Source organism: Ruminococcus sp. 1001136sp1, from assembly GCF_039841815.1.
In the GTDB taxonomy this organism is placed as follows: Bacteria; Bacillota; Clostridia; order Lachnospirales; family Lachnospiraceae; genus Blautia_A; species Blautia_A faecis.
Genome location: NZ_JBDPGY010000011.1, coordinates 92,661 through 109,639 on the forward strand (window position 1 = coordinate 92,661; position 16,979 = coordinate 109,639).

Annotated in this window: 13 protein-coding genes; 11 read left to right on the top strand and 2 right to left on the bottom strand. The window is 45.1% G+C overall.

Annotation, left to right across the window (positions count from 1 at the left end; translation table 11 throughout):
- Window positions 1-46: 46 nt before the first annotated feature.
- A complete protein-coding gene (locus tag ABHC48_RS11595; RefSeq protein ID WP_195699688.1) occupies window positions 47-1,117 on the top strand; it encodes an acyltransferase in 1,071 nt (356 codons plus the stop codon).
- Window positions 1,118-1,283: 166 nt separating this feature from the next.
- Here the strand turns inward: ABHC48_RS11595 and ABHC48_RS11600 are convergent, their stop codons facing one another.
- The gene (locus tag ABHC48_RS11600) at window positions 1,284-2,162 is read right to left on the bottom strand and encodes an aldose 1-epimerase family protein (protein ID WP_195699689.1); all 879 of its coding nucleotides are present in this window, start codon (window positions 2,160-2,162) and stop codon (window positions 1,284-1,286) included.
- 221 nt (window positions 2,163-2,383) lie between these two features.
- Here ABHC48_RS11600 and ABHC48_RS11605 point away from each other — a divergent pair, with 221 nt between their 5' ends.
- From ABHC48_RS11605 to udp, 9 genes are all read left to right on the top strand, one after another.
- The gene (locus ABHC48_RS11605) at window positions 2,384-4,936 is read left to right on the top strand and encodes a family 78 glycoside hydrolase catalytic domain (RefSeq protein WP_195699690.1); all 2,553 of its coding nucleotides are present in this window, start codon (window positions 2,384-2,386) and stop codon (window positions 4,934-4,936) included.
- Between the two features lie 277 nt (window positions 4,937-5,213).
- Complete coding sequence (locus ABHC48_RS11610) at window positions 5,214-6,470, top strand: 6-phosphofructokinase (RefSeq protein ID WP_148462325.1); 1,257 nt, start codon at window positions 5,214-5,216, stop codon at window positions 6,468-6,470.
- Between the two features lie 166 nt (window positions 6,471-6,636).
- Complete coding sequence (gene ppdK, locus ABHC48_RS11615) at window positions 6,637-9,267, top strand: pyruvate, phosphate dikinase (RefSeq protein ID WP_118578636.1); 2,631 nt, start codon at window positions 6,637-6,639, stop codon at window positions 9,265-9,267.
- Between the two features lie 140 nt (window positions 9,268-9,407).
- Entirely contained in the window at window positions 9,408-10,748 is a 1,341-nt protein-coding gene (locus ABHC48_RS11620) for an MATE family efflux transporter (protein ID WP_195699691.1), read from the top strand.
- Window positions 10,749-10,965: 217 nt separating this feature from the next.
- Complete coding sequence (locus tag ABHC48_RS11625) at window positions 10,966-12,132, top strand: BMP family ABC transporter substrate-binding protein (RefSeq protein ID WP_118578632.1); 1,167 nt, start codon at window positions 10,966-10,968, stop codon at window positions 12,130-12,132.
- 271 nt (window positions 12,133-12,403) lie between these two features.
- On the top strand, window positions 12,404-13,945 hold the full coding sequence (locus tag ABHC48_RS11630) for an ABC transporter ATP-binding protein (RefSeq protein WP_195699692.1): 1,542 nt from the start codon (window positions 12,404-12,406) through the stop codon (window positions 13,943-13,945).
- Window positions 13,938-15,068 (top strand): ABC transporter permease, encoded by a 1,131-nt coding sequence (locus tag ABHC48_RS11635; RefSeq protein ID WP_195699693.1) that lies wholly within the window; start codon window positions 13,938-13,940, stop codon window positions 15,066-15,068. Before ABHC48_RS11630 ends, ABHC48_RS11635 begins: the two co-directional genes overlap by 8 nt.
- Entirely contained in the window at window positions 15,068-16,009 is a 942-nt protein-coding gene (locus tag ABHC48_RS11640) for an ABC transporter permease (protein ID WP_173719035.1), read from the top strand. Before ABHC48_RS11635 ends, ABHC48_RS11640 begins: the two co-directional genes overlap by 1 nt.
- A 4-nt stretch (window positions 16,010-16,013) precedes the next feature.
- Window positions 16,014-16,793 (top strand): uridine phosphorylase, encoded by a 780-nt coding sequence (gene udp / locus ABHC48_RS11645; RefSeq protein ID WP_118578624.1) that lies wholly within the window; start codon window positions 16,014-16,016, stop codon window positions 16,791-16,793.
- Here udp and ABHC48_RS11650 read toward each other — a convergent pair.
- Window positions 16,790-16,864, bottom strand: coding sequence for a DUF6783 domain-containing protein (locus ABHC48_RS11650; RefSeq protein WP_334284868.1), 75 nt, complete (start codon window positions 16,862-16,864; stop codon window positions 16,790-16,792). The two genes, udp and ABHC48_RS11650, sit on opposite strands and share 4 nt — an antisense overlap.
- Here ABHC48_RS11650 and ABHC48_RS11655 point away from each other — a divergent pair.
- Window positions 16,841-16,927, top strand: a complete 87-nt coding sequence (locus tag ABHC48_RS11655; protein ID WP_306797096.1) for a DUF6783 domain-containing protein — start codon at window positions 16,841-16,843, stop codon at window positions 16,925-16,927. The genes ABHC48_RS11650 and ABHC48_RS11655 overlap by 24 nt on opposite strands.
- The last annotated feature ends 52 nt before the right edge of the window (window positions 16,928-16,979 follow it).

The following is a 16,979-nucleotide window of genomic DNA, read 5'->3' on the forward strand; positions in this document are numbered from 1 at the left end:
GCCCGCGGGGCAGTTAAGTTCTTTGGATTTTGGGAGTTATGAGGAAATGAAGAAACAACGTTGGACGTGTATTGATATTTTGAAATGTCTTGCTGCTCTTGCTGTTGTGGAGATTCATAAGCCACTGAAGGTGCAAAGCGGAGCGGAACTTTTGATTCTGTGTCGGTTTGCAGTGCCGGTTTTCTTTATGATCACTGGTTTCTTTTACTCAGAAACAGTGGCACACAGGCGGGAGCTTAAGCAGATTGGAAAAATCCTTACGATTACCATAGGAGCTAATCTGTTTTACTTGATCTGGAAGGTTCTGTTGGCTCTGGTAGCTGAAAATAATATAAAAGATGCACTGCTGGCCAGGTTTGAAGAAAGAATGCCAGAAGATTTCATTTTATGGAATTTTTCCCCACTGTCCCCACATTTGTGGTATTTACAGGCGCTTGTGTATGTGCTGGTGATCGCATTTATTGTAGAACATTTAGGCTTAAGGAAGCTTGCATATCTGGCAATTCCGGTACTGTTGGCAGGAAACCTGATAAAGGGAAATTATTCTCTGCTCCTTCTGGGAAAAGATTATTGCCATGTTTATTATGCGAGAAATTTTCTGTATTGTGGCCTGCCCTTTTTCTGGCTGGGCTGCCTGTTTGGAGAGAGAAAAGAAGCTTTGGAGGGCTGTCTCGACAAAAAGAAAATGACATTGCTTTTGGGCGGTATTCTGGTTTTCTGGAACATGGCACTTATGGAGCAAAGATGGCTTACGAAAATGAATGCTCTTGGAACAGAAGAAGAGTATGGTGGAACCATTTTTCTGGCAGTCTGTATCTTCCTTCTTTTTATAGGATGGCAGAATTTTTATAAGGAAAATGTGGTAACCCGGATAATGGCAAAAATCGGGAAAGATTATTCTATGCTGATCTATGTTTTGCATTATGCGGTGCTGCAGGCGCTATCAAAGTGCTTTAAAGGCAGGCATACTATGCTGGCAAGAGGATACAGACAGTATGGGATGATGTTTGTTTTTGCGGCTACCGTGGTATTGGTGGCGGCTTATGGAGCTGCGAAGAGAAAATTGAGGGAGAATTCTACTGTTAAAGTAGGGAATGCTGTACTGGAGCGTGTTTGAAAAAACATTCCTGTAAGTAGACAATAAAAATATCCTGAACAAGTGATAAAATCTGTGTAATGGGCAGTGCACTTGTCAGGATATTTTGTATTTTTATATTGTTTGCAGGCTGCTTTGAACAACAGTATTTGCAGTTTGTGTGCAGAAGGCCTTTTTAAAACGGGTTTTAGAACACCTCAATGGTATACGCAGTCTCAAACATCTCGTCCATTTTCAGATGGTTGATAAATGGTTTTTCAGAAAGATCCCCTGTAAATCCACAGTCATCACAGCGGCCCATCCATGGCTCCAGGCATACAAAGGGTGCGTCCTGGGAAGCGGACCAGATGCCGAAGTTCGGGAAGCCCACGCAGCGCATTTCCAGATAAGGAGTGCCGTCCGGAAGTGCAATTCCAGCCTTGGTGATCTGGTTGTCAAATACCAGCGCATCATGGTCAAACATATGGTCATCAATCTGACAGGTACCATTCTCCAGTTTGAGAGTGGCTTCTTCATCTGCCTTGGCTGTGCCGGCCTCAGGATCCAGAAGAAGGTAGGTAAGGCTGTCCTGTCCGTCAAAGGTCAGGCGGTAATCGCTTCTCTTGGTGTCTGGCAGAACCGGGACATTAAACGCCGGATGTCCGCCGATGGCGAAATACATGTCCCCTTCGCTGTTGTTTGCCACCTTCCAGCTGACGGTAAGAGTGCGGCCCTTCAGAATGTGGCGGATGCGCAGCACGAAGTCAAAAGGATAAACCTTACGGGTGTCTTCGGTAGAACGGATCTGATGGGTCACGGAATCCGGTGTGGAATCAATGCAGGTGAAATCCGTATCCCTGGCAAATCCGTGCTGCTTGGAAGCATATTCCTGTCCGTGAATGCGATAATGGTTGTTGTAATGCTTTCCTACATTAGGGAATAGAACCGGCGCATGACGTCCCCAGAATTTGGGATCTCCCTGCCAGATCACTTCCCTGTCTTTTTCTTTATCATAGATACTTACAAGCTCAGCGCCATGGTCGTCGATGGTCACTTTCAGAAAATCATTTTCGATAATTCGTTTCATGATGAAAAACCTCCGTGTGTGATGTTGGGTATATTATACTACGGCGGGTGGCAATTGTGTATCTTAATTTGGAATTAGGAGCTTTGGGGCTACCATTTAGGACAGAAAAAGCACCATTTGGAAAAAAATCTCTCACAGAGATGCGAGATGTGCTATAAAAAACGTATTAACAGCATCCGTTATGGATATACAGAAATAAAATAGTTGAAGGAGTTTAGCTTATGTTACGCATTAACGAATTTAAAGTCGAAAATCTGTCCTCCGGTTGTGTTACAGACAATCCGGCACCTGTATTTTCTTTTTCCATGATAAGTTCAGAGAAAAATGTTCTGCTGAAAAAAGCAGTGTTGTCTGTGAATAACTGGATGGAGGAATTCAGACAGCAGACAGGAATTGTGTATAATGGACCTAAATTGACTCCTTTTACCAGATATCTGGCAACTCTGGAAATTACAGATAATTATGGGGAAACGGCAAGCACTTCCCTGGAGTTTGAAACTGGTTTTGTGGGAAAAGAATGGAACGCTTCCTGGATAACAGACGATGCTTATCAGTTTAAAGAGCGCAAAAAATCCCCTAGACCAATGACATTTAAGAAGGATTTTTTCATAAAAGGGGAAATCAGACAGGCAAGAATTTATTCTACAGCTTTTGGAATCTATGAGCTTGAACTGAATGGCAAAAAGATGGGAAATGATTATTTTGCTCCAGGCTACACCTCCTATAAACATCAGCTTCAGTATCAGATGTACGATATTACAGAAGAATTAAGGAAACAGAATCAGCTTGTGGCAGTTGTGGGCGGAGGCTGGGCAGCAGGCTCCTATACCTACAAAAGAATGAACCGGATCTATGCAAAACGCCAGGCATTTCTTGGAGAAATCCACATACTCTATAAGGATGGTACACAGGAAATCATAAGCACAGATGAAACCTGGCAGGTGACGGAAAATGGAAATTTCCGGGAGGCGGAATTTTATGATGGTGAAGTCTATGATGCGACTGTGAATCTGGAAAAAGCTTCTTTTCACAATGCCAGTATTGAAAAGGTGAAAATTAGGCCCCAGCTGCTGGCCCAGTATGGAAGCCTGGTAAAAGCACATGAACAGTTTGAACCAATATCCTGCCAGATATCTCCGTCGGGTATGCTGATCTATGATTTCGGCCAGAATATGGCAGGTGTGATACAGGCAGACATACAGGGAAGAGCCGGAGAAAGAATTGTTTTTCATCATGCGGAAGTCCTTCTGGACGGAGAATTATATACAAAACCATTGCGAAGTGCCAGGCAGCAGGCTGTTTATATCTGCAAAGAAGGCGAACAGAAGTATTCGCCAAGGATGACCTATATGGGATTTCGGTATGTTGGGGTAAGCGGAATCCCTGTGGATAGAATAAAATTAAAGGCGGTTGCGCTGTATTCAGATCTTCCAGAAAATGGAGAATTTTCCTGTTCAGAGCCTATGCTGGATAAGCTTCAATCCTGCATTGAATGGAGTGCCAAATCCAATTTCGTAGATATCCCTACGGATTGTCCACAGAGGGATGAACGTCTGGGCTGGACAGGAGATATTGCGCTTTTTGCGCCTACAGCTGCCTATAATTTTGATATGAGCCGCTTTTTTGACAAATGGCTGAAGGACATGCGGGCAGAGCAGAACCAAGGTGGAGGGATTCCCATGATCGTTCCCATGGTAAAGATTCCGGGGCAATTTGAGATGATGTTCCCATTGGCCGCAGATCACTGGGGAGATGCCTGTATTCTTGTTCCATGGGCAGAATATAAGGCAAGAGGTGACATAGAACTTCTTCGAAAAATGTACCCTTCCATGAAAAAATATATAAAAGCATGTAAATTCTGGGCGGGACTTTTCTCTGCTCCCAAAAACAAACGGATCTGGAAGCTTTTGTTTCATTATGGTGACTGGTGTGCGCCGGATATGGGCTACAAAGACTGGATGAAGCGTGGAAAATGGACCGGAACTGCCTGTCTTGCACATTCATCTGGAATTGTTTCGGAAATTGCCGGAGTTCTGGGAGAAACAGAAGAAGCAGAGGAATATATGAAACTAAGCCAGGAAACAGCCCGGGCTTACCGCAATATTCTGATGGATGAAAACTGCCATATTAAAGGTGGAGATTTTCAGACCGCGTTTGTTTTGCCCCTGTATTACAATATGCTGTCTGGAAATGACAAAAAGAAAACGGCTGCAAATCTGGTAAATTTGATTCGTGATAACAATTACAATATAAAAACAGGATTTCCGGGAACGCCATATGTGCTTTTCGCCCTGGCAGATAACGGTTATCTGGAGGATGCGTACAAAATGCTTCTCGCAGATACCTGCCCTTCCTGGCTCTATGAGGTAAAAGCTGGTGCGACGACCATGTGGGAGCGCTGGGATGCCCTCCGGGAGGATGGCAGCTGCAATCTGGGGGAGGACAACGGAAGCGGTGGAATGGTATCCTTCAACCATTATGCAAATGGTGCAGTGGGGGATTTCTTTTACAGACGTATTCTGGGGATTGAAGCCACAGAGGGAGGATATAAGACATTTCGCATTGCACCGCAGCCTGGCGGCGGCCTTTCCTGGGCAAAAGGAAATGTAAATACTCCATATGGCCGGATCCGGGTTTCATGGACCATAGAGAACGACCGTTTTAAGCTGGAAATAGAAGTTCCTGCCGGAACCAGATGCGAAATCATACTTCCATCAGGACGAAAGGTTACAGAAGGAAGCGGCAGTTATTCCTATGAAGAGCTGCTTGGCTGAGATTTCCTGGAAAAGTATAAACACGCTCCAGAAGGTGCTTTGATAATTGGAAAAGAGAAAATGCCATACAATATGCACAAAATGACTAACGAGACGCACTCGCACCTACAAAAAAGAAAGCAAAAGTATATATAAAAGAACAAAAAGACAACGAAAAAATATACACAATACACAATATCACATTGACTTTGCTATAGACGTTTGGTAAACTATACAATTATAGGGCGAAAAAGTATCCGCCGCCCCAAATTATCCAGAATAGAGGAGGAACACCATAATGGCAAAGAAAAGAAATATTATTGTAGGACAGTCCGGAGGCCCAACATCTGTAATTAATTCTAGTCTTGCAGGTGTATATAAGAATGCAGTAGAGCGTGGCTTTGACAAGGTATATGGAATGCTTCACGGAATCCAGGGTCTGCTTGACGAGCAGTATATCGACCTTTCTACCCAGATTCATTCCGAGCTTGACATTGAGCTTCTGAAAAGGACCCCGTCTGCATTTCTTGGTTCCTGCCGTTATAAGCTTCCGGAAATCCACGAAGACAGAGCTATCTATGAGAAAATCTTTGATATTCTGAACAAACTGGAAATCTATGCATTTATCTACATCGGCGGAAATGATTCCATGGATACCATCAAGAAGCTGTCTGATTATGCTATCATTACCGGACAGACCCAGAAATTCCTTGGTGTTCCGAAGACCATTGACAATGACCTTGCACTTACCGATCATACACCAGGCTTCGGAAGCGCAGCTAAGTATATTGCAGCTTCCACCAAGGAGGTGATCCGTGACGCAGAAGGCCTCACCTATAAGAAAAATATGATCACCATTATGGAGATCATGGGAAGAAATGCGGGCTGGCTTACAGGCGCCACTGCACTTTCCAAATCAGAAGACTGCGAAGGCCCAGACCTTATTTACCTTCCGGAGGTTCCCTTTGACATTGAGAAATTCCTCGCAAAAGTGAAAGACCTTCTGAAAAAGAAATCCTCCGTTGTCATTGCTGTATCCGAAGGAATCAAGCTGGCTGACGGACGCTATGTCTGCGAGTTGGGAAGCGTAGGAGATTATGTGGACGCATTTGGACACAAGCAGCTGCAGGGAACTGCTACCTATCTGGCGAATTTCCTGGCAGCAGAGTGCGGCTGCAAGACTCGTGCCGTAGAGCTTTCCACACTTCAGAGAAGTGCTTCCCATATGGCATCCCGCGTGGATATTGATGAGGCTATGATGGTTGGAGGTGCAGCCGTAAAGGCAGCAGATGAAGGAGACACCGGCAAGATGGTAGTCATCGACCGTGTATCTGACGATCCCTATATGGCAGCTACCGGAATTTACGATGTACACCGAATCGCCAATGAAGAGAAGCTGGTTCCGAGAAACTGGATGAACAAGGATGCAAATAATGTGACCAAAGACTTTATCGACTATATTAAACCACTGATCCAGGGCGATTATCAGCCAATCATGGTAAATGGTGTTCCCCGTCATCTGGTGCTGAATACTGGAAGAAAAAAGAAAAATTGAGAAAATGATAAAAAATTGACTGTTTTTTGCCAGAATTACCTTGACGAATGACGAATAAGCCTATAAAATAACTATGTGCGTATAAAACATAGTTTATGTTTATGAAAGTAACTGTGAAGATACTGAACAGTTACCAATGAACAAATTTTTAGGAGGAAAATGTAAAATGGCAAAATGGGTTTACATGTTTACAGAAGGTAACGCTGATATGAGAAACCTTCTGGGTGGTAAAGGTGCTAACCTTGCTGAGATGACAAACCTTGGACTTCCTGTACCTCAGGGATTTACAATCACTACTGAAGCTTGTACTCAGTACTATGAGGATGGAAGACAGATCAACGACGAGATCATGGGTCAGATCATGGAAGCAATCACCAAGATGGAAGGAGTTACCGGAAAGAAATTCGGTGACATCGAGAATCCTCTGCTTGTTTCCGTTCGTTCAGGCGCAAGAGCTTCTATGCCAGGTATGATGGATACTATCCTGAACCTTGGTTTAAATGAAGACGTTGTAGCTGTATTATCTGAGAAATCCGGCAACCCACGTTGGGCTTGGGACTGCTACAGAAGATTTATCCAGATGTACTCTGACGTAGTTATGGAAGTTGGTAAGAAATATTTCGAAGAGCTTATCGACAAAATGAAAGCTGAAAGAGGCGTTAAACTTGACGTTGAGCTTACAGCTGACGACCTTAAAGAACTTGCTATGCAGTTCAAGGCTGAATATAAAGAAAAAATCGGTTCCGATTTCCCGGCTGACCCGAAAGAGCAGTTAGTTGGTGCAATCAAAGCCGTATTCCGTTCCTGGGACAACCCACGTGCCAACGTATATCGTCGTGACAACGATATCCCATATTCCTGGGGTACAGCTGTTAACGTACAGATGATGGCATTCGGTAACATGGGTGATGACTGTGGTACTGGTGTTGCATTTACAAGAGACCCAGCTACAGGAAACAAAGGTCTGTTCGGTGAGTTCCTTACCAATGCACAGGGCGAGGACGTTGTTGCTGGTGTTCGTACACCTATGCACATCGCTGAGATGGAGCAGAAGTTCCCGGAAGCATTCAAGAAATTTACAGAAGTTTGCCATACTCTGGAGACACACTACAGAGATATGCAGGATATGGAGTTCACTGTTGAGCATGGCCAGTTATACATGCTGCAGACACGTAATGGTAAGAGAACCGCTCAGGCTGCTCTGAAGATCGCTTGTGACCTTGTTGATGAGGGAATGAGAACAGAGGAAGAAGCAGTAGCTATGATCGATCCTCGTAACCTTGATACTCTTCTTCATCCGCAGTTCGACGCTAAGGCTCTGAAAGCTGCTACACCAATGGGCAAAGGTCTTGGAGCTTCTCCAGGAGCTGCTTGTGGTAAGATCGTATTCACAGCTGATGACGCTGTAGAGTGGGCTGAGAGAGGCGAGAAGGTTATCCTTGTTCGTCTTGAGACATCCCCAGAGGATATCACAGGTATGAAATCTGCTGAAGGTATCCTGACAGTTCGTGGTGGTATGACATCTCATGCAGCAGTAGTTGCCCGTGGTATGGGTGAGTGCTGTGTATCCGGATGCGGTGATATCGCTATGGACGAAGCTAATAAGAAATTTACACTTGCTGGCAAAGAGTTCCACGAGGGAGATTTCCTTTCCATCGATGGTACAACAGGTAACATCTACGACGGAATCATCCCGACAGTAGACGCTACAATCGCTGGTGAGTTCGGACGTATCATGGCATGGGCTGACAAGTACAGAACAATGAAGGTTCGTACAAACGCTGATACTCCTGCTGACGCTAAGAAAGCAGTTGAGCTTGGTGCTGAAGGTATCGGTCTTTGCCGTACAGAGCATATGTTCTTCGGTGAGGGACGTATCGATGCATTCCGTGAGATGATCTGCTCCACAACAGTTGAGGAGAGAGAAGCAGCACTTGCAAAAGTTCTTCCATATCAGCAGGAAGACTTCGAAGGTCTGTTCGAGGCTCTCGAGGGCAACCCTGTAACAATCCGTTTCCTGGATCCGCCGCTTCATGAGTTCGTTCCTTCAGAAGAGGAAGACATCAAGAAGCTTGCTGACGCTCAGGGCAAGACTGTAGAAGAGATTAAGACTATCATCAATTCTCTTCATGAGTTCAACCCAATGATGGGACATCGTGGATGCCGTCTGGCAGTTACTTACCCAGAGATCGCTAAGATGCAGACAACAGCAGTTATCCGTGCAGCTATCAATGTAAAGAAAGCTCACGCTGACTGGAACATCTGCCCAGAGATCATGATCCCGTTAGTAGGTGATATCAAAGAGCTTAAATATGTTAAGAAGTTTGTTGTTGAGACAGCTGACGCTGAGATCGCAGCAGCAGGCGTAGATCTGAAATATGAAGTAGGTACAATGATCGAGATCCCACGTGCAGCTCTTACAGCTGACCAGATCGCTTCTGAGGCTGACTTCTTCTGCTTCGGTACCAACGACTTAACTCAGATGACATACGGCTTCTCCCGTGATGACGCTGGTAAATTCCTTAACGCATACTATGACGCTAAGATCTTCGAGAACGATCCATTTGCAAAACTGGATCAGGTTGGCGTTGGTAAGCTTATGGATATGGCTATCAAACTTGGTAAGCCAGTTAACCCGAACCTTCACATCGGAATCTGTGGAGAGCACGGTGGAGATCCATCTTCTGTAGAGTTCTGCAACAAGATCGGTCTTGACTATGTATCCTGCTCACCATTCCGTGTACCGGTTGCTCGTCTGGCAGCAGCTCAGGCAGCTATCGCTCAGAAGAATAAATAATTCATTCTGAATATATATTTAAGTCATACTTCAGTATGATATGTGTCCAAGCATAAGAATAACCTTGGAGAATTGTAGAAATACGGTTCTTCAAGGTTTTTTGTTTCAGGAATATACTCCAGAAAGGAAATTTTATACTAATGAAAACCAAGATTCAGGATATGACCTCCGGTTCGCCGGGGAGATTGATCATTCTTTTTGCAATTCCCTTGATGCTGGGGAATATCTGTCAACAGCTTTATACAATGGTGGATACTATGGTCGTTGGCCAGATTGCAGGTGTGGAGGCCCTTGCTGCACTGGGTGCGGTTGACTTTCTGCTGTGGGTTGTCACAGGAATATCCACTGGTCTCACTCAGGGATTTTCCATTCAGCTTGCGCAGTATTATGGTGCAAAGGATTTCGAAAATCTGCGAAAATCTCTGGCACACAGTTATCGGCTGACCGCATTCATCGCAGTGGGAGTATTCATTCTCAGCCAGTCCTTTGCTGCACTGGTATTAACAGGGCTGCATACACCTTCCAATATTATCGGAATGTCATTATTATATCTGCGTATTATTTTCTGCGGAATTCCGGCTACTGCAGCTTATAATATGTTTGCCGCTGCTTTAAGGGCTATGGGAAACAGTAAAACACCATTAACGGCAATGATCATCGCATCTGTACTAAATATTTCATTGGATATCCTTTTTGTGGCAGGCTTCGGATGGGGTGTGGCAGGGGCAGCAATCGCTACTGTGATTGCGCAGAGTTTTTCTGCCGTGTACTGTTTTCTGATTTTACGCAGAATTGATATTGTTCATCTGTCCAGAGCAGATTTTATGACTGCCACAGGAATGAATGCCCGTCTGATGAAGCTTGGTATTCCTGTTGTATTTCAGAATATCATTATCGGTGTAGGCGGTCTGGTAGTCCAGTATGTGATCAATGGCTATGGCTTTCTTTTTGTGGCAGGATTTACAGCTACAAACAAGCTTTATGGTCTGTTGGAAATGGCAGCGATTTCTTATGGATATGCCATCGTTACTTATGTGGGCCAGAATCTGGGAGCCAGAAGGATCGACAGGATCAGGAAAGGTGTCCGCAGCAGTATGCTGCTTTCCCTGCTTACCTCACTGATCATTTCTGCTGCCATGTTTTTATTTGGAAAAAATATCCTCTCACTTTTCATCTCAGGTGAACCGCAGCAGACACAGGAGGTACTTGCAATTGCTTTTAAATACCTTTCTATTATGGCTGCCATGCTCTGGGTGTTGTACTTCCTGTATGTGTACAGATCTGCGCTGCAGGGACTGGGAGATACGTTAATGCCTATGGTAAGTGGTATGGCTGAATTTGTCATGCGTATCAGTGCTGCGCTGATTCTTCCCCATTTTATCGGGCAGGACGGTATTTTCTTTGCAGAGATTGCAGCATGGAGCGGAGCTACTGTGATCTTATGCGTCAGCTATAATGTGCGGATGCATAAATATCATTAAGGCAAAATATATGATACGGAAAATAAAAAAAGAGACATATGTCTTTTAACAAAAAATCAAATATAAAAAAATATACTAAAAAACACTTGAAAAAATCTCCTTTTTGTACGAAAATGAAAATAAATATAGAAAAAGGGACATGTGTCCTGTTTTAAAAGTGAGACATATGTCATTGTAGAGATAACAAAGCCAATTTCAAAAAAGGAGGAAAAATAATATGAAGAAAAGAATTGCAGCTATGGTTCTTGCAGGTGCAATGGCACTTTCCCTTGCACCAGCTTACGGAGTGACAGAGGTGAAGGCTGAGGCTGGAGATATGAAGATCGCCATGGTAACTGACTCTGGTGATATTACAGACCAGAGCTTTAACCAGACCACTTACGAGGCATGTAAGGCGTGGTCCGAAGAGAATGGTTCTGAGTTCAACTATTATAAACCAGAGAGCGACTCTGACGAGGCACGTAACGCAAGTGTTGACCAGGCTGTAGCAGATGGAGCTAACGTGATCGTACTTCCGGGATATATGTTCGCAGCTACTATCGTAGAGCAGTCTGAGATGTATCCGGACGTGAAGTTTATTGCACCAGACGTAAGTGCAGGCGATATCTGTGAGAAGGGTGTTGGCGAAGGATACACCTACAATCCGGATGATTATGAAGTGACCGATTACTACAATGCAGACAATGTTTACTGCTGTACCTATCAGGAAGAGATCTCCGGATACATGGCTGGATATGCAGCTGTGAAGCTTGGATACAAGCATCTTGGATTCCTCGGCGGTATGTCTGTACCGGCTGTTACCCGTTTTGGATATGGATATGTTCAGGGCGTAGACGAAGCAGCCAAAGAGCTTGGAATCACAAGTGACGTTGAGCTTGAGTATGTATGCGGCGGACAGTTCTACGGCGATGCAGACATCACAGCTTACATGGATACCTGGTACGGAAGCAAGGGCGTTGAAGTTGTATTCGCATGCGGCGGTGGAATCTACACATCTGCAGCAGAAGCAGCAGCGAAGGTTGACGGCAAGGTAATCGGTGTTGACTCTGACCAGTCCGGAATCATCGGTGAGGACATCACTGTTACCTCCGCTATGAAGGGTCTTGCACCGACAGTAAAGACTGCACTTGATGCGATCAAGGATGGCAATTGGGAATCTGATTACGCTGGAAAGATCGACAATCTTGGTCTTGTATCTGAGAACCCGGAAGACAACTATGTACAGCTCCCAATGGAGACAACCCAGTGGGATGACAATTTCACTGTAGATGATTACAAAGATCTTGTAAAGAAATTATACAATGGCGAGATTGAAGTAAGCAGCGACATCACAGCAATGCCAGAGACTGAGATAACAGTAAATGATTACGGCAGCATCAAATAAGACAACCAACTACTCCGCATAGTAAATGCAATTATAAATCACGGGTAGGGTTCCGACAGGAAAGCAGACTGGTCTTAACATGAAGAATGGCCATGCAGTGATAAAAAGGGGAGTGAGCAGTGGCCACTTCCCTTTTTTGCGTAAGTGCCGTCATAACAAGACTTATATTACTGTTCGCTCGAGAGGGGTTTGTGAATGAAGTGATCAGTAACCGTTTTATCACTTGTGCGTTCTGTTTGTGAATCTGCCATGAAAAAAGGAGAAAGCGAAGATGAGTGAATATGCAATTGAAATGCTGGGAATAACCAAGCGTTTTCCCGGAATCATCGCAAATGATAATATCACACTTCAGTTGAAAAAAGGTGAAATCCACGCTCTGCTTGGCGAAAATGGAGCAGGTAAATCCACTCTGATGAGTGTTCTGTTCGGCCTGTATCAGCCGGAAGAGGGCGAGATCCACAAAGATGGAAAGAAAGTTGAGATCAAAGATCCAAACGATGCAAATGACCTGGGCATTGGAATGGTACATCAGCATTTCAAATTGGTAGAATGCTTCAGCGTTCTGGATAATATTATCCTTGGCGTTGAGACCACAAAAAACGGTTTCCTTCAGAAAGAGGGCGCGCGTAAAAAGGTTATGGCCCTTTCCGAAAAATATGGTCTTTCTGTAGATCCGGATGCCATTATCGAGGATACCACAGTAGGTATGCAGCAGAGAACCGAGATCCTGAAAATGCTTTACCGTGACAACGAGATCCTGATCTTTGATGAGCCTACCGCAGTACTTACTCCGCAGGAAATCCAGGAGCTTATGCAGATCATGAAAAATCTGGCAGCCGAGGGCAAAAGCATTCTATTCATTACCCACAAGCTTGGTGAGATCATGCAGGTTGCAGACCGCTGTACCGTTCTTCGTAAGGGAAAATGCATCGGAACCGTAGACATCAGGGATACCAACCAGGAGAAGCTTTCCGCCATGATGGTTGGACGAGACGTAAACTTTGTTGTAGAGAAAGAAGAAGCAAAGCCCGGTGAAGTTGTTCTGGATATCAAGGATATGGTGGTTGCTTCCAAGCATCATAAGAATAACGCAGTCAACGGCGTTTCTCTTCAGGTCCACAGAGGTGAGATCGTATGTATCGCCGGAATCGACGGAAATGGCCAGACCGAATTTGTTTACGGACTTTCCGGTCTGGAGCCACTGAAGAGCGGCACCATTACTATGAATGGAAAAGACATTACTCACATGCCAATCCGTGAGCGCCTTACCTCCGGCATGAGCCATATCCCGGAAGACCGTCACAAACACGGCCTGGTACTTGATTATTCCCTGGAAGACAACATCGTCCTTCAGAGATATTTCGAACCACAGTTCACCAATAAATTTGGCTTTTTGAAACGCAAAGAGATTCGCAGATATGCCAACCGCCTGATCGAACAGTACGATATCCGTTCCGGTCAGGGTGCCATCACCAAGGCGAGATCCATGTCTGGTGGAAACCAGCAGAAAGCAATCATTGCCCGTGAGATTGACAAGAATCCGGAGCTTTTGATTGCAGTTCAGCCTACCCGTGGTCTGGATGTTGGAGCAATCGAGCATGTTCACAAACAGCTGGTACAGGCAAGAGATGCAGGCAAAGGCGTTCTTCTGATCAGCCTGGAGCTGGATGAGGTTATGAATGTATCAGACCGGATTCTTGTAATGTACGAAGGAGAAATCGTAGGAGAATTTGATCCGAAGAAAGTAACCATAGAGGAACTTGGCCTTTACATGGCAGGATCGAAGAGAAAGGAGACGAAGAGCAATGAATAATGAATCCAAAAAGAAAGAAAGCATTCTGAGAAACAATGCGGTTCAGACCATCATTGCCTCTCTTTTATGCATTGTGATCGGTCTTCTCATCGGTTATCTGGTACTTCTTATTATCAATCCTGCAGGAGCTGCGGGTGCGATTACTGCAATTATCAAGAATTATTTTTACTATCCAAGCCAGAAGGCTATGATGAAGTATATGGGAACCACACTGGTAAAGGCTTCCGCACTTCTGATGTGTTCCCTGTCCGTTCTGTTTGCTTACAAGGTTGGACTTTTTAACATTGGAGCAGCAGGACAGTATGTAGTTGGAGCCGGAGCTTCTCTGTATTTTGCGTTGAAACTTGGCATGCCCTGGTATGCATGCATGATCGCAGCAATCGTGATCGCAGCCCTGGTAGGCGGCATCTCCGGTGCACTGAAGGCTTACTTCAATGTAAACGAGGTTATTTCCTGTATCATGCTGAACTGGATTTCCCTGTATGTGGTGAATATGCTTCTTACCCAGGTGAAATCCGAGTCTACTCCATACACTGTAGATCTTTCCAGCGGCAATAAGAGTGCTCTTCTTCCCAACTGTGGACTGGACGAGATCTTTTCCGGAAACAAATTCGTATCCATCGGTCTTATTATTTCTGTGGTAATGGCAATCGTAGTGTGGGTACTTCTGGAAAAAACAAAATTCGGTTTTGAGCTTCGCGCAACAGGTATGAACAAAAATGCTGCAAAATACTGCGGCATGAAAGAGAAGAGAAATACCATTGTAACCATGATGATCGCTGGCGGCCTTGCAGGACTTGGCGCAGCTGTTTTCTATCTCAGCGGAATTGAGACCTGGATGGTTCAGCAGACAACCGTTCCGGGCATGGGCTTTAATGGAATCGCAGCAGCCTTCCTTGGCGGCCTTCATCCCATCGGAGCAATTTTTTCCTCTTATTTTATCCAGCACATTACAAGTGGTGGAAGTTATGTGGATAAGACCATGTATTGTGCACAGATCTCTGATCTGATCTCCGCGTTTATCATTTATCTGTGTGGATTTGTATTCTTCTTCAAACTCTGGTTAAACCGTTATCTCGACAGGAGAGATGAGAAAAAAGCTGCAAAAGGAGGAGAAAAATAATGTTATTATTGATTCAGTATACATTAATATTTGCTTCTGTATTGATTCTCGTAGCACTTGGCGGCTGTTTTTCTGAGCACAGCGGTGTCATCAACATCGGGCTTGAGGGAATTATGGTTATGGGTGCACTTGGCGGTGCCCTGATGATGAAATATCTTCCGGATTCCGCTCCGGCACCAGTTGTGATCCTTCTGGTGGTTCTGGCCAGTGTGCTTGTGGGAATGATATTTTCCCTGCTCCTTGGTGTGGCTGCCATTCATTTCAATGCAGACCAGACACTGGTTGGTACGGCCCTGAATCTTCTTGGACCGGCAGCAGCCGTTGTTATCGTAAGAGCCATCAACATGGCAGAAAATCCGGACAACGTTTCTTCCACAGTTGCTTACAAGGTGGCCAAGAAAGCGTTCCTGATAAGAATTGGAAAATTTGAATTCAGCTGGTTCATGCTTTTTGCACTGCTGATCCTCATTGCTTCTTATGTGGTACTTTATAAGACCAGATTCGGACTTCGTCTGATGGCATGTGGTGAGCATCCACAGGCAGCCGATTCAGTAGGTATCAATGTTTTTAAAATGCGTTACGCTGGCGTTTTGATCTCCGGTGCACTTGGCGGTCTTGGGGGACTGGTTTATATCACTGCCGGTGTAAGTGAGTGGAAATTTGAGAACGGAGTTGCCGGCTTTGGTTTCCTTGCCCTTGCTGTTATGATCTTCGGACAGTGGAAGCCGGTAAACATCGGACTGGCAGCTCTTCTGTTCGGCCTTTTCCGTGCGCTGTCAAACGTATACACAGGATTTGATGCGCTGGTAGCCTTGAAGCTTCCCAGCACATTATACAACATGTTCCCATATATTATTTCCCTGATCGTTCTGGTGTTTGTATCCAAGAATTCCAGAGCGCCGAAGGCGGAAGGTATTCCGTACGATAAAGGACAGAGGTGACACTATGAAAAACTATTCTGAAGATGCTAGCAGGCAGTATCATATCCAGGTTGCAAAGGGGGAAGTTGGCCGGTATGTGATCATGCCGGGAGACCCGAAAAGGTGTGTGAAAATTGCCCAGTATTTTGACAACCCGGTTCTCATTGCAGACAACAGAGAATATATCACATATACAGGAACCCTGGACGGCGTGAAAGTCAGCGTGACATCCACCGGAATCGGCGGACCGTCTGCCTCCATTGCCATGGAAGAGCTTTCCCGGTGCGGCGCAGATACTTTTGTCCGCATTGGAACCTGCGGCGGTATGCAGCCTGAGGTAAAAAGCGGAGATATCGTAATTGCCACAGGTGCCATCCGTATGGAGGGAACCAGCCGGGAATATGCCCCCATAGAGTATCCGGCAGTAGCTAATCTGGACGTGACAAACGCCCTTGTGGCAGCTGCGAAAGAAAAAGGACTTTCCTGTCATACAGGTGTTGTCCAGTGCAAAGACGCTTTTTACGGACAGCATGAGCCTGAAGCAATGCCAGTTGGTTATGAGCTGCTCAACAAATGGGAGGCCTGGAAGAAAATGGGCTGTCTTGCTTCCGAAATGGAATCTGCAGCGCTTTTTATCGCAGCTGGCAAGCTTCGTGCCAGAGCTGGCTCCTGTTTCCTTGTGCTTGCAAATCAGGAAAGAGAGAAGCTGGGACTGGATAATCCGGTTGTGCATGATACAGATATGGCAATCCAGGTGGCTGTTGAAGCTGTGAGAAAGCTGATCCGGGAGGATTCGTCGAATTAAGACCGTGACATCGCAATCTGCACGCCCCACTTTGCGTTACATTTTGCCTGAATTCGGTTGCCGTAGCCCATTACGGCGCCCTCATTCGGGCGAAATCTCCCACAAATTGTGACGAACATCTTGCAGTTACTTAATATTCGATGTACTAGACAATCAAATAAAGAACAGATATGAATCCTGCCAGTA